This window comes from Microbacterium daqui, from assembly GCF_050408675.1.
In the GTDB taxonomy this organism is placed as follows: Bacteria; Actinomycetota; Actinomycetes; order Actinomycetales; family Microbacteriaceae; genus Microbacterium.
In genome coordinates, this window is the sequence record NZ_JBNTKF010000002.1 from 20,258 (window position 1) to 33,508 (window position 13,251).

General features: G+C 64.2%; 9 protein-coding genes. 4 read left to right on the forward strand and 5 right to left on the reverse strand.

Annotation, left to right across the window (positions count from 1 at the left end; all coding sequences use genetic code 11):
• Window positions 1–62 precede the first annotated feature (62 nt).
• Both ACQUSY_RS01490 and ACQUSY_RS01495 read left to right on the forward strand, forming a co-directional pair.
• Window positions 63–1,454, forward strand: coding sequence for an FAD-dependent oxidoreductase (locus tag ACQUSY_RS01490; protein ID WP_428902757.1), 1,392 nt, complete (start codon window positions 63–65; stop codon window positions 1,452–1,454).
• Between the two features lie 67 nt (window positions 1,455–1,521).
• Window positions 1,522–2,541, forward strand: a complete 1,020-nt coding sequence (locus ACQUSY_RS01495; protein ID WP_428902758.1) for an alpha/beta hydrolase — start codon at window positions 1,522–1,524, stop codon at window positions 2,539–2,541.
• Window positions 2,542–2,566: 25 nt separating this feature from the next.
• Here the strand turns inward: ACQUSY_RS01495 and ACQUSY_RS01500 are convergent, their stop codons facing one another.
• The 5 genes from ACQUSY_RS01500 to hemE are packed head-to-tail and all read right to left on the reverse strand — an operon-like array spanning window position 2,567 to window position 8,086.
• Window positions 2,567–3,895, reverse strand: a complete 1,329-nt coding sequence (locus ACQUSY_RS01500) for a glutamate-1-semialdehyde 2,1-aminomutase (RefSeq protein WP_428902759.1) — start codon at window positions 3,893–3,895, stop codon at window positions 2,567–2,569.
• Window positions 3,892–4,866: a porphobilinogen synthase gene (hemB, locus tag ACQUSY_RS01505; protein WP_428902760.1), complete on the reverse strand. Its 975-nt coding sequence runs from the start codon at window positions 4,864–4,866 to the stop codon at window positions 3,892–3,894. The genes ACQUSY_RS01500 and hemB overlap by 4 nt, the downstream gene beginning before the upstream one ends.
• Window positions 4,867–4,882: 16 nt before the next feature.
• Window positions 4,883–5,812 carry a hydroxymethylbilane synthase gene (hemC, locus tag ACQUSY_RS01510; RefSeq protein WP_428902761.1) on the reverse strand — a complete coding sequence of 310 codons (930 nt, stop codon included), beginning with the start codon at window positions 5,810–5,812 and terminating at the stop codon, window positions 4,883–4,885.
• Window positions 5,809–7,041, reverse strand: coding sequence for a protoporphyrinogen/coproporphyrinogen oxidase (locus ACQUSY_RS01515; RefSeq protein ID WP_428902762.1), 1,233 nt, complete (start codon window positions 7,039–7,041; stop codon window positions 5,809–5,811). The genes hemC and ACQUSY_RS01515 overlap by 4 nt, the downstream gene beginning before the upstream one ends.
• Window positions 7,031–8,086, reverse strand: coding sequence for a uroporphyrinogen decarboxylase (gene hemE, locus ACQUSY_RS01520; protein WP_428902763.1), 1,056 nt, complete (start codon window positions 8,084–8,086; stop codon window positions 7,031–7,033). Before hemE ends, ACQUSY_RS01515 begins: the two co-directional genes overlap by 11 nt.
• Before the next feature lie 74 nt (window positions 8,087–8,160).
• Between hemE and ACQUSY_RS01525 the strand changes: the two genes are divergently transcribed.
• The gene (locus tag ACQUSY_RS01525; RefSeq protein ID WP_428902764.1) at window positions 8,161–9,396 is read left to right on the forward strand and encodes a glutamyl-tRNA reductase; all 1,236 of its coding nucleotides are present in this window, start codon (window positions 8,161–8,163) and stop codon (window positions 9,394–9,396) included.
• Between the two features lie 325 nt (window positions 9,397–9,721).
• Window positions 9,722–13,216 carry a DNA-directed RNA polymerase subunit beta gene (rpoB, locus tag ACQUSY_RS01530; protein WP_428902765.1) on the forward strand — a complete coding sequence of 1,165 codons (3,495 nt, stop codon included), beginning with the start codon at window positions 9,722–9,724 and terminating at the stop codon, window positions 13,214–13,216.
• The last annotated feature ends 35 nt before the right edge of the window (window positions 13,217–13,251 follow it).

Genomic DNA, 13,251 nt, shown 5'->3' on the forward strand with positions numbered 1-13,251 from the left:
ACGCCGGGATGCGCTCCCGCGTTCAGAACTCGTGAGCATCGCTCACCGCAGGAAGGAACCGAATGACCAAGCTGAGGCTTGCGATCGTGGGCGCTGGCCCCGCTGGCATCTACGCCGCCGACATTCTTCTGAAGGCCGAGCGTAAGTTCGATGTCTCGATCGACCTTTTCGAGGGTCTTCCTGCACCGTATGGCCTGGTTCGCTACGGTGTCGCGCCTGACCACCCGCGCATCAAGGGCATCATCAACGCGCTGCGTGATGTGCTTGATCGCGGTGACATTCGTCTGTTCGGCAACGTGCACTTCGGAACCGACATCACGCTGGATGACCTGAAGAAGCACTACAACGCGGTCATCTTCGCAACCGGCGCCGTGCGTGACACGTCCCTCGACATCCCCGGCATCAACGCGGAGGGCTCCTACGGGGCCGCCGACTTCGTGAGCTGGTTTGACGGCCACCCAGATGTGCCCCGCGACTGGACGCTGGACGGTGAATCGGTTGCCGTCATCGGAAACGGAAACGTTGCGCTGGATGTGGCTCGCATGCTCGCAAAGCATGCCGAAGATTTGCTGGTCACCGAGGTTCCGGACAACGTCTTCCAGGGGTTGAAGAAGAGCCCCGTGACCGATGTGCACGTGTTCGGGCGCCGTGGCCCCACCTCGGTGAAGTTCACGCCGCTCGAGCTACGCGAACTGGGCGAGTTGCGCGACGTTGACATGGTCGTTTACGACGAAGATTTCGACTATGACGAGGCAGCCCAGACCGCTGTTGCCAGCAACAAGCAGGTCATGGTGATTGACCGTGTGCTGCAGTCGTGGCGCAAGCGCCCGGGCGTCAATAACGCCGGCGGCGAGGCCTCACGCCGCCTGCACCTGCACTTCTATGCGAAGCCCGTCGAAGTCAAGACCGACGACGAGGGTCGCGTTGCCGGGTTCGTCTACGAGCGCACCCGCCCGGACGGACAGGGCGGCGTTGTCGGCACGGGCGAGCTTCGTGAAGTGCCGATTCAGCAGCTGTACCGTGCGATCGGCTACTTTGGTTCCCCGTTGGATGGCGTTCCCTTCGACAAGAAGCACGGTGTCATTCCGAACCACGAGGGCCAGGTGCTGCGCAAAGACTCCAACGAGCGCGTTCCCGGGCTCTACGCAACCGGATGGATTAAGCGCGGCCCGGTGGGTCTCATCGGTCACACGAAGTCTGATGCCATGGAAACGGTGCGGCACCTGATCAACGATCAGGGCTCGTGGTGGCACCCCGAGAACCCGGCCGAAGAAGCGATCATCGAACTGCTTGAGAGCCGTGGCGTTCAGTGGACCGACCTCGATGGCTGGCACCGCCTCGACGCGCACGAAGTGAGCCTCGGCGAACCGCACGAGCGCGCACGCGTCAAGCTGGTTCCGCGCGATGAGATGGTCACCGTGTCACGCGACGTGACCCGCCCGACGAAGTCATAAGCCCATCCCAGGCCCCTGAGGCCTGGGAAACGAGTGTCGCCCCGAGCATGCTCCGGGCGTTTCTCGTATGGTCGAAGACATGTGGGACTGGAAGCCGGATATTCTGGGTGCGCCGTTTGAGCAGACGACGCTGACGCTCGGCGAAGACAGCGAGGGTGACGTGGTTGCCACGGTGGTGCGATCGCTCGCCGCACCGGCGACGTGGTGGCGCACGCTGTCGGGCGATCAGCGCCGACTGACCGACGTCGACGTGCTCTACGTGCACGGGTGGAGTGATTACTTCTTTCAACGCCGCTTGGCGAAGTTCTGGAACGATCGCGGCGCGAACTTTTACGCGCTCGACCTGCGCAAGTACGGTCGCTCCCTACGGCCGGGGCAGACGCCGGGGTACGTTGCCGACCTCGCAACCTACGACGAAGACATCGCGGCAGCGCTCGCGGCGATGGGGTGGAAAACCGATCGCGCCCGTTCCGATCGACGCCTCGTGCTGATGGGCCACTCAACGGGCGGCCTCACGCTGTCGTTGTGGGCGGCTCGACACGCCGGCTTGGCCAGTGCGATTGTCTTGAACAGCCCCTGGCTTGAACTACAGATCACCGGTATCACCCGCCAGGCGATTGCCGCTTTTGTGCAGTTGACCGCACGGGTGCGCCCGATGGAGGTCGGCCCGCAACTTGATCTCGGGTTCTACTCCCGAGCGCAACAAGAAGTGGCTTACGCCGAAGATCCGTATGAGGTCAATCCGCAGTGGCGCCCCGAGCGCACGATGCCGGTGCACGCCGGATGGATGAACGCCATCGTGAACGGTCAGCACACCGTTGAAGCGGGCCTCGGCATTGCCGTGCCCGTGTGTGTCTTACTGTCGCAGCGCACCTGGATTGGCGTTCGGTGGTCCGATGAGGCGAAGGCCGCTGACACCGTCTTGGTCGTTGACGATATTGCCAAAGCGTCGCTGAAGCTCGGTCGATCGGTCACCGTGGAGCGCATTGACGGCGCACTCCACGACATCTTCTTGTCGGCAAAGCCCGCCCGCGACGACGCCTACGCGACGCTCGGGCGCTGGGTCGATCACATGCTCGTGAACTGAGCTCCGCTCGACCCAGCGCCGCGCGTTAGGCAGGTTCCGCTTGGGCTGTGGCTCGGGCAGCGGCCGGAAGAGCCGTGACGATGCGCTCGATGGCGTCATCGTCGTGAGCCGCGGTCAAGAACCACGCTTCAAAAACGCTTGGCGGAAGCGAGATGCCCTGCTCGCGCATGGCATGGAAGAACGCCGGGTATCGCCACGACTCTTGGTCTCGTGCATCGTCGTATGTCGCGATGGAACCGCTCCGGAAGGCGAGCGAAAACAGGCTGCCTGCGTGGGAGATGACGTGCTCAACGCCCTCATCTTCCAGTGCTTCGCTCAGCGACGACGCGACCACCGCGGCCGCGTGATTGACGTGCTCGTAGACGGCGTCGTCAGCCAATCGCAGCGTGGCGATCCCGGCGGCGACCGCAAGCGGGTTTCCGCTCAGGGTGCCTGCTTGATACACCGGGCCGAGCGGCGCGAGTTGATCCATAATCTCGGCGCGGCCACCGAGGCCAGCCAGGGGCATGCCGCCGCCAATGACCTTGCCAAACGTCACAATGTCGGGTCGCCAGCTTGCGCCTTCCGCACGCTCCAAGCCCCACCAACCGGCAGCGCTGACGCGGAACCCGGTCAGCACCTCATCGAGAATGAGCAGGGCTCCGTTCGCGCGCGCGGTCGCGACCAAGAACTCATTGAAGCCGGCCTCGGGAGCGAGGATTCCCGCATTAGCGCCCGCCGCTTCTGTGATGATCGCCGCGATCTTGCCCGGGTGCGCTGCGAAGGCCGCCGCAACGGCGTCGCGGTCGTTGTAGGGCAAGACCAGTGTTTGCGCAGCGATCGGGGCCGGAACGCCCGCGGAGCCGGGAATCGCGAGGGTGGCAAGACCAGAGCCGGCATCGGCCAGCAGCCCGTCGGAGTGGCCGTGGTAGTGGCCGGCAAACTTGATGATCACGTCACGACCGGTGACGCCGCGTGCGAGGCGAACCGCGGTCATCGTCGCTTCCGTGCCCGTTGACACCAGGCGGAGTTTATCGATGCCACGAACGCCGTCGATGGTGAGTCGGTCGATGACGAGTTCGGCCAGCTCGGCTTCGGCTGGCGTCGATGCGCCGAACGACAGTCCGTTGGCGGCAGCACGTTGCACGGCAGCAACAACCTCGGGGTGTGCGTGCCCGATCAGCGCCGGGCCCCACGATGCGACCAGGTCAACATATTCGTTGCCCTCGACATCCCACACGTGTGCACCCTCGGCTCGCGTGATCGCGAGCGGCGTGCCGCCCACCGAGGCAAAAGCGCGAACGGGTGAGTTCACACCGCCGGGAATGACGGCGCGCGCCCGTTCCGCAGCGGCGGCGTTGGTCAGCGTGGTCATCGTGCCCACCTTTCTGCGACCTCGGCCGCCCAGTACGTCAAGATCGCGTCGGCTCCGGCGCGACGGATAGAGATGAGAGATTCGTCGATGGCGCGCTCGCGGTCGATCCAACCGTTGGCGGCTGCCGCCTCGATCATCGCGTACTCGCCAGACACCTGATATGCCCACACCGGAACGGGGCTGGTAGCCGCGGCATCGGCGAGAACGTCGAGGTAGGGCAGCGCGGGCTTCACCATCACGATGTCAGCACCCTCGGCCACGTCGAGTGCGACCTCGCGCGCACCCTCGCGACGATTCGCCGGGTCCATCTGATAGGTCTTGCGATCGCCCACCAGGCTGGAGTCGACAGCCTCGCGGAACGGCCCGTAGAACGCTGAGGCGTACTTGGCCGCATAGGCGAGAAGAGCGACGTCGGTGTGTCCGGCGTTGTCGAGGGCCGCGCGGATCGCGGCCGTTTGGCCGTCCATCATGCCGGAGAGCCCGAGCAAGGCCGACCCGGCTTCGGCCTGCGCGAGTGCCATCGCCACATAGCGTGCCAGCGTCGCGTCGTTGTCGACGCCGCCGCGTTCGTCGAGCACGCCGCAGTGGCCGTGGTCGGTGAATTCGTCAAGGCACAGGTCGGTTTGCACGACAAGGGCGTCGCCGACTTCGCTCGCCGCGATTCGCGTCGCCTCCTGCAGGATGCCGTCGGGGGCGCTCGCCCCGGTTCCGGTTGCGTCCTTGTGGAGGGGAACGCCGAAGAGCATGACACCGCCCACACCGACGCGGGCAGCGTGGTTCAGCGCATCGCGGAACGAGTCCAGGCTGTGCTGCACGACGCCGGGCATCGATGACACCGGCGTCGGCGTGGTGGCGCCATCGCGAATGAACATCGGCAGGATGAGCTGCTCGGGGGCGATGTGCGTCTCGCTCACGAGGCGACGCCAGGCCGGCGTTGCCCGCAGGCGGCGCGGACGAATCGGGAGGGTCATGACAAATCTCCTGCTCTCAGTCGTTCAAGCGGCGTTGCATGGGCGCAAGATCGGCGGCGCCCTGGTGTAACAGGCTGGCAGCGACGGCGTCAGCCACGATGTCAGCTGCATCCGGCTCGTCGGCTGCGGCCGCGTGCGAGGCCGAGACGGATTGCGTGCCATCGAGGCTGTACACGGTGGCGTCGAGGAACAACAGCCCGTCTTCGACGAAGGCGTGCGCGCCGAGGGGAGCAGCGCAGCCGGCATCCAGGCGGGCGAGCAGTCCGCGTTCGGCATCGGCCGTGATCCGTGTCTCGCGGTGATCGAGATGCGCGGCGATGCTCTCGTTACCCGTGGGAACCTCAACAGCGAGAGCGCCCTGGCCGGGTGCCGTTGGCCAGGCGTCGAGGGCAAAGTACTGCGTAATACGGTCGGCGTACCCGACGCGCTGCAGGCCGGCCGCGGCGAGCACGATGGCGTCGAGGCGTCGCGCGGGGTCGTCCGTCGTGAGGCGCTCAAGGCGCGTGTCGACGTTGCCGCGAATATCAACCAGCTCGATGTCGGGGCGCGCGGCCAAAAGCTGAGCGCGTCGGCGCGGGGAACCTGTTCCGATTTTCGCGCCGGCGGGCAGTTCATCGAGGCGCAGGCCATCGCGCGAGCACAGCACGTCGCGAGCGTCGGCACGCGGCGGAACCGCGGCGATCGACAGTTCGGCGATCGTCACGGTGGGCAGATCCTTGTACGAGTGCACCAGCAGATCGACCTCGCCGCGCAGCATCGCATCACGCAGGGCGTTGGCAAAGATGCCCTGCCCACCGATTTCTAGCAGTGACTGCGTTGAAATATCGCCCTCGCTGGTAATGGTGACGAGTTCGGCTCCCACCTGCTCTGCGATCATCCCCGCCTGCGCGACAGCGAGTTTTGAGGCGCGCGTTCCCAACCGGTACGTCATTTCCTGTTCCTTCATTGCGTGAGTATGTCTGCGGCTGTGCGTCGAGCATGGGCCACGACGGCGGCCAATCCGGTCCCGGAGACCGATTCGCCAACCCAGCGCATCCCGGCGCGGTCTGCTTTTGCCAGCGGCGTGGCTCGAGCCCAGCGGCGCTCGAGCACCGTGTGCACCGCTTCGGGCGCCGACCCCATCAGTATGGTCGCATCGTTGACGGCTTTGGCCAGCGGCTCGCTCGTCGCACCGTCGTACGACAGTCGAACCACCTGTTTTCCTGCGAACGCCCGCGACACCCATTGCCATTTGGCGCTGACGTGCGTGAGGGCGCGTGCGCTCACGCCGGGGGAGCCGGGGGTGACGAGAACGCCCGTGCCGCGCGGTACAGCGGCCCATGTCGGTGCCGAGGCAACCACCGTGACCAGGGTCACCGCGCGTGTTGGTGCTCCCTGCGGCGGAGTAGCCATGATCACGTCGCCCCGGTGTTTGGCGCCGTCGAAGGTCACCGATGAGGCCGACACTTCCGTTGCCGTCATGCCCCGGTGAATCTGCACGCCCGCCTCGGCTGCGCTCTCGGCGAGGGCGATTGGCAGGGTGTGCATACCGCCGTGCAGGCTGGCGACGGCGGAACCAGCGGGAGCGGTGCGTCGAATGTGGCGAATGGACCGCGCGAGCGAGCGGTCATCGCGAGAAGCGAGTGCGGGGTGTGCCGTCGCGATCGCCAACGCGTGTGGTTCGACGGAATGCACGCCCCGCGTGATGGGGCCGACGAGGCGCTCGGTGACGCGACGCCCCATCCGGGCGGTTACGAGGTCTCCGAACGAGGTCGCTTCCGAGCCGACGCTTCGCGGAAGCACCGTATCGGCCCAGGCTCGAACCGCACCGACGACGCCGATCGATTGGCGTACATCACGAGCCAGAGGATCCGAGGGGACACCCAGGAGTCCCGTCGCTGGCAGCGGCATGGCGGTTCCGTCTTCGCGGTGAATCCAGGCGGGCGCGCCTAAGGGTGCCAAGACGCGGTCGCTCAGGCCGAGCTCGGCGATCAACCCAACCACAGCATCCGTGCGCGTGGCAAAGGACTCGGCTGCCGCATCGAGTTGATGCGACTCGACATCGATGGCGGTGACTTGACCGCCGGTGCGTTCTTCGCGCTCGATGACATGCACCTGGCGCCCACCGATGGCGAGGTCGCGGGCCAGAGTCAGGCCAGCGACGCCGCCACCAACAATGAATATGTCAGAGTGCATGAACGTGCTCGACGATACGCGTGAGCAACGCCGGTTTGGTGTCAGGGGTGACGCCGTGGCCCAGGTTCACAATGTGTGACCGCGCCGATCGGCCGCGTGCTACGACGTCGTTCACGTTGTCGCGGATGACATCCCATCCGGCACCCAGCACAGTGGGGTCGATGTTGCCCTGTACGCCCGCGCGGTCACCGAGCACCGTGGCGGCGTCATCGAGCGGCGTACGCCAGTCGATGCCGACCGTGGTGGCGCCGAGATCGGGAATCAGGTCGAGCATGTCGCGCATGCCCAGACCGAAATGGATGCGCGGAACCTCGAGGTCGCTGAGGGCAGAGAAGATGGCCGCCGAGTGGGGCGCGACGGCGCTCGCCCAATCAGCGCGCGACAGCGAGCCCGCCCAGGAGTCAAACAGTTGGACGACGCTAGCGCCCGCTTCAACCTGTGCGCGCATGAACTGAGCCGTGGCGTCGGCGCACCAGGCCAACAGGGCGTTCCAGGTCGCGGGATCTGATTTCATCAGGGCGCGGGCGCGGGCCTGGTCTTTCGACGGGCCACCCTCGACGAGGTAAGAAGCGAGAGTGAAAGGCGCGCCACCAAATCCGATGAGCGGCTTCGAGCCCAGCTCTGCCGTAATGATCGCGATGGCCTCGCGAATGCGAGAGAAGTCGAGGCTGTCGAGTGCGGGCAGGGCGGCGACATCGGCCGCCGTGCGAACGGGTGAAGCGAAGATCGGGCCGCGCCCGGGCACGATTTCGACGTCGAGGCCGGCGACCAGCGGTGGAATCACAATGTCGCTATAGAACACGGCGGCATCGACGTCATGGCGCCAAACCGGCTGCAACGTAATTTCTGCCGCCAAATCGGGCGTGAGGCATGCTTCGAGCATTCCCGTGGTTCCGCGCACCTGGTGGTACTCCGGCAACGACCGCCCCGCCTGGCGCATGAACCAAATCGGGGGAGTTGCTTGCTTCTCGCCGCGGGCTGCGAGAACGAGGGGAGACGATGACGTACGGCCATCGACAAGGGGATGCTCAGGTGCAAGGGGCATACAAAAGAGAGTATCGTCTGATGAAGTTTGTAACATCAGATGATTACCAGGAAAGTCTGTGAGGGTAGGCAATCGTGCTGTTATGTCTCACGGCTAATCACCGAAACACGGAGTTCGACGTGCTCGATCGCGTCGCCCGTTCGGTTGACGCCGCTACCGCGTCCGCCTTTGCGGCCCACGACCAGGTTCGTGGTGCCGTCGTGCTGGCCACGTGCAACCGGTTTGAGGCATACCTCGACGTTGACGACACCGCCGCAGAGCCGGTGACGATCGGAACCACCGCGCTGCAGGCACTGCTGGAAGATGGTGCTGAACTCGCTGCCTCCGTCACAGCGCTGAGCGGAGACGATGCGATTCGTCACCTGTTTTCGGTGAGCTCGGGGCTTGAGTCCATGGTGATGGGCGAAGACGAGATCTCGGGTCAAGTGCAGCGGGCACTCGTCGCATCGCGCGAAGCCGGCGCGGTGACCGGTCATCTGGAGCAGGTCTTTCAACGCGCCGCCACGACCAACCGTGCTGTTCGCGCCCGCACCGATCTCGCGGCCTCGGGCCGCACCCTGGTGCGCACCGTGCTCGACATGCTCGAACTGCGGGTTGCCGACTGGTCGCCCATTCCCGTGCTGATTGTCGGCACCGGATCGTATGCTGCGACGACGATTCAGTCGTTGCGTGCGCGGGGCGCGCAGAACCTCCGCGTCTTCTCGGCGACCGGTCGAGCGCAGCGCTTCGCCGAGAAGTTTGACGTCACGGCAGAGCATGATCTGCCCGATGCGATTTCTCGTGCCCGCATCGTCATCACATGCACGTCGCGTTACACCGTCACGGTCGACCAGATCATTGACGACAAGTCACGGCTCATCATCGACCTCGGGTTGCCACGCAACGTTGACCCGGCGGTGGGCGAATTGGAGCACATCGAGCTCATCGACCTGGCGGTCATCGGTAAGCACGCCGAGCTGCCAGAACTCGCCGACGCCGCCCGTGATGTCGTGGGTACGCACGCCGCCGCTTATCTCGCTCAGCGCGCGGCCGCGCCGGCCATTGTGGGGTTCCGCCGACACATCACGCAGGCGCTCAACGATGAGCTGGCGCGCCTGCCGCGCGCTTCCCGGGGCGAAGGCGCCGGCGAGACGATGGGCGCAGGCCCGGTCGCTGAGGCCGCGGCTGACACCGACGCGACGGAGCGGGCACTCCGGCGCCTCGCCGCCGTCATCGCGCACGGCCCCTCGGTACGGGCTCGAGAATTCGCCGAAGCCGGTCGCCTCGACGAGTACGAAGAGGCCCTCCGTATCGTGTTTGACCTGCCATAACCCGGCGCTTTCGCGCCTCCGGGTTACGCCACCCCTGGTTCCGCCACCCGGCCCATCGCCCACGCGTCGTGCTGCGGACTCCGCCGATGACACCGGTGCGGAACCATATACACCGACACTCAGCAAACCCTCGGCATTGGGGGTGGACATGTCGAATAACGGTGTGTATTGTTGATAGTTGCGCTCACTTCCCCCTGCCCTCATATGGTGGTCGGCAGAATCTGTGTCTCCGTTTGCGAGAACGGTGCAGGTTTTGGGAAGAGATGAGCACCACCCTACGACAAGGAATCACGAGACCCCGCCGGGTCCCCTGGAGGTAATTCCCTTGGCAGCTGCGCGCAACGCATCCACCACCACACCCAAGAACGGACGCGGAGCTTCCCGCCTCTCGTTCGCCAAGATTTCTGACACCCTGACGGTTCCCGACCTGCTTGCTCTGCAGGTCGAATCGTTCGACTGGTTGGTCGGAAACGAGAACTGGAAGGCCCGCGTCGCTGAGGCGCAGGCTGAGGGACGCACTGACGTCCCCGAGGTTTCGGGTCTTGAGGAGATCTTCGAGGAGATCAGCCCCATCGAAGACCTGAGCGAGACCATGCAGCTCTCGTTCACGAACCCGTACCTGGAGCCGGAGAAGTACTCGATCGACGAGTGCAAGGAGCGTGGCAAGACCTACGCCGCGCCTCTCTACGTCGAGGCCGAGTTCATGAACCACCAGACCGGTGAGATCAAGACCCAGACGGTCTTCATGGGCGACTTCCCGCTGCAGACCAGCAAGGGTACGTTCATCATCAACGGCACCGAGCGCGTCGTCGTTTCGCAGCTCGTCCGTTCGCCTGGTGTCTACTTCGACCGCACGCCCGACAAGACGAGCGACAAAGACATCTTCTCGGCACGTATCATCCCGAGCCGTGGTGCTTGGCTTGAGTTCGAGATCGACAAGCGCGACCAGGTTGGCGTTCGTGTTGACCGCAAGCGTAAGCAGTCGGTCACCGTCTTCCTCAAGGCTCTCGGCCTGACCAGCGAAGACATCCTCGCTGAGTTCGCCGGCTTCGACTCGATCGAAGAGACGCTGTCGAAGGACACGATCCTCACGAAGGAAGATGCGCTCCGCGACATCTACCGCAAGCTTCGTCCGGGCGAGCAGGTTGCTGCTGAAGCTGCCCGCGCGCTGCTCGATAACTTCTACTTCAACGCTAAGCGTTACGACCTGGCTAAGGTCGGTCGCTACAAGATCAACCAGAAGCTCGGCCTGGACGCGCCGTCGACCGAGTCGGTGCTGACCGTTGAAGACATCGTCGCCACCATCAAGTACCTGGTTCGCCTGCACCGCGGCGACACCTCGTTCGAGGGTGTTCGCAACGGCAAGACCGCTGACATCACGCTCGCAACCGACGACATCGACAACTTCGGTAACCGTCGTATCCGCGCCGTCGGTGAGCTCATCCAGAACCAGGTTCGCACCGGTCTTTCCCGCATGGAGCGCGTCGTTCGCGAGCGCATGACCACGCAGGACATCGAAGCGATCACGCCGCAGACGCTCATCAACGTGCGTCCGGTTGTGGCAGCGATCAAGGAGTTCTTCGGAACCTCCCAGCTGTCGCAGTTCATGGACCAGAACAACCCGCTCGCGGGTCTTACGCACAAGCGTCGCCTCTCGGCCCTCGGCCCGGGTGGTCTTTCGCGTGAGCGCGCAGGTGTTGAGGTTCGTGACGTTCACCCGTCCCACTACGGCCGTATGTGCCCGATTGAGACGCCTGAAGGTCCGAACATTGGTCTGATTGGTTCGCTCGCATCGTTCGCGCGCATCAACGCTTTCGGTTTCATCGAGACCCCGTACCGTCGTGTTATCGACGGCAAGGTGTCGTCGACGATCGACTACCTCACGGCTGCTGAAGAGCAAGACTTCGTGGTGGCACAGGCAAACGCAGTCCTGAAGAAGGACGGCGCGTTCGCTGACGCCCGCGTTCTGGCTCGTTCGGGCCGCGACGGTGAGGTTGACCTCTTCCCGGCTGACGAAATCGGCTACATGGACGTTTCGCCGCGCCAGATGGTGTCGGTTGCTACGTCGCTCATTCCGTTCCTCGAGCACGACGACGCGAACCGCGCCCTCATGGGTGCCAACATGCAGCGTCAGGCTGTGCCGCTGCTCCGTTCGGAGTCGCCGCTCGTCGGTACCGGTATGGAGGGCTTCACCGCTATTGACGCTGGTGACGTTGTCACCGCTGACAAGGCTGGTGTGATCTCCGAGGTTTCGGCTGACCGCGTTGTTGTTCAGCTCGACGAAGGCGGAACGCAGGAGTACTACCTCCGCAAGTTCGACCGTTCGAACCAGGGCACGTCGTACAACCAGCGCGTTATCGTTTCGCAGGGTGAGCGCATCGAGGCTGGCGAGGTCATCGCTGATGGCCCCGCTACCGAGAACGGTGAGCTCGCACTGGGTAAGAACCTCCTCGTCGGCTTCATGACGTGGGAAGGCTACAACTACGAAGACGCGATCATCCTGAGCCAGGATCTGGTGAAAGACGACACGCTCTCCTCGATTCACATCGAAGAGTACGAAGTTGATGCCCGCGACACGAAGCTCGGTAAGGAAGAGATCACCCGTGACCTTCCGAACGTTTCGCCTGAGCTTCTGAAGGATCTCGACGAGCGCGGCATCATCCGCATCGGTGCTGAGGTTCGCCCCGGTGACATCCTCGTCGGTAAGGTCACGCCTAAGGGTGAAACCGAGCTGTCGGCTGAAGAGCGCCTGCTGCGCGCCATCTTCAACGAGAAGAGCCGCGAAGTTCGCGACACCTCGCTGAAGGTTCCGCACGGTGAGCAGGGCACCATCATCGCGGTGAAGGAATTTAACGCAGAAGATGGCGACGACGAGCTCGGCTCGGGCGTCAACCGCCGCGTCGTGGTCTACATCGCTCAGAAGCGAAAGATCACCGCTGGTGACAAGCTCGCTGGTCGCCACGGAAACAAGGGTGTTATCGCCAAGATTCTTCCCGTGGAAGACATGCCGTTCATGGCTGACGGTACCCCGCTTGACATCGTTCTGAACCCGCTGGGTATTCCTGGTCGAATGAACTTCGGTCAGGTTCTGGAGACCCACCTCGGTTGGATCGCGAGCCGCGGTTGGAAGGTCGAAGGCACCCCCGAGTGGGCAACTCACCTCCCGGAGCAGGCTTTTGAAGCGGCTCCCGGAACCAAGGTGGCAACGCCGGTGTTCGACGGTGCAGAAGAGCAAGAAATTGCGGGTCTCCTCGACTCGACGCTGCTGAACCGCGACGGTGTCCGTCTCATCGACTCCACCGGTAAGGCCCAGTTGTTCGATGGCCGTTCGGGTGAGCCGTTCCCGGCTCCGATCTCGGTCGGTTACATGTACATCCTGAAGCTGCACCACCTTGTCGATGACAAGATCCACGCGCGTTCGACGGGTCCGTACTCGATGATCACGCAGCAGCCTCTTGGTGGTAAGGCGCAGTTCGGTGGACAGCGCTTCGGTGAGATGGAAGTGTGGGCCCTTGAGGCCTACGGTGCGGCATACGCACTCCAGGAGCTCCTCACGATCAAGTCGGATGACATCCTTGGCCGCGTCAAGGTGTACGAGGCGATCGTTAAGGGTGAGAACATCCAGGAGCCGGGTATCCCCGAGTCCTTCAAGGTCCTCATGAAGGAAATGCAGTCGCTCTGCCTGAACGTCGAGGCTCTCGGCGCAGACGGTCAGCCTGTCAACCTCCGTGAATCGGACGACGAGGCATTCCGCGCAGCGGAAGAGCTCGGCATCAACATTTCGACCCGCTTCGAGTCGGCATCGATCGACGAGATTTAATCTCGCCGACCGTCCACACGATTTAAAGAACCGAC

Excerpts from the sequence above, each read along its gene's own strand:
- ACQUSY_RS01490 (WP_428902757.1), top strand. The coding sequence starts at position 63 with ATGACCAAGCTGAGGCTTGCGATCGTGGGCGCTGGCCCCGCTGGCATC.
- ACQUSY_RS01495 (WP_428902758.1), top strand. The coding sequence starts at position 1,522 with ATGGTCGAAGACATGTGGGACTGGAAGCCGGATATTCTGGGTGCGCCG.
- ACQUSY_RS01500 (WP_428902759.1), bottom strand. The coding sequence starts at position 3,895 with ATGACCACGCTGACCAACGCCGCCGCTGCGGAACGGGCGCGCGCCGTC.
- hemB (WP_428902760.1), bottom strand. The coding sequence starts at position 4,866 with ATGACCCTCCCGATTCGTCCGCGCCGCCTGCGGGCAACGCCGGCCTGG.
- hemC (WP_428902761.1), bottom strand. The coding sequence starts at position 5,812 with ATGAAGGAACAGGAAATGACGTACCGGTTGGGAACGCGCGCCTCAAAA.
- ACQUSY_RS01515 (WP_428902762.1), bottom strand. The coding sequence starts at position 7,041 with ATGCACTCTGACATATTCATTGTTGGTGGCGGCGTCGCTGGCCTGACT.
- hemE (WP_428902763.1), bottom strand. The coding sequence starts at position 8,086 with ATGCCCCTTGCACCTGAGCATCCCCTTGTCGATGGCCGTACGTCATCG.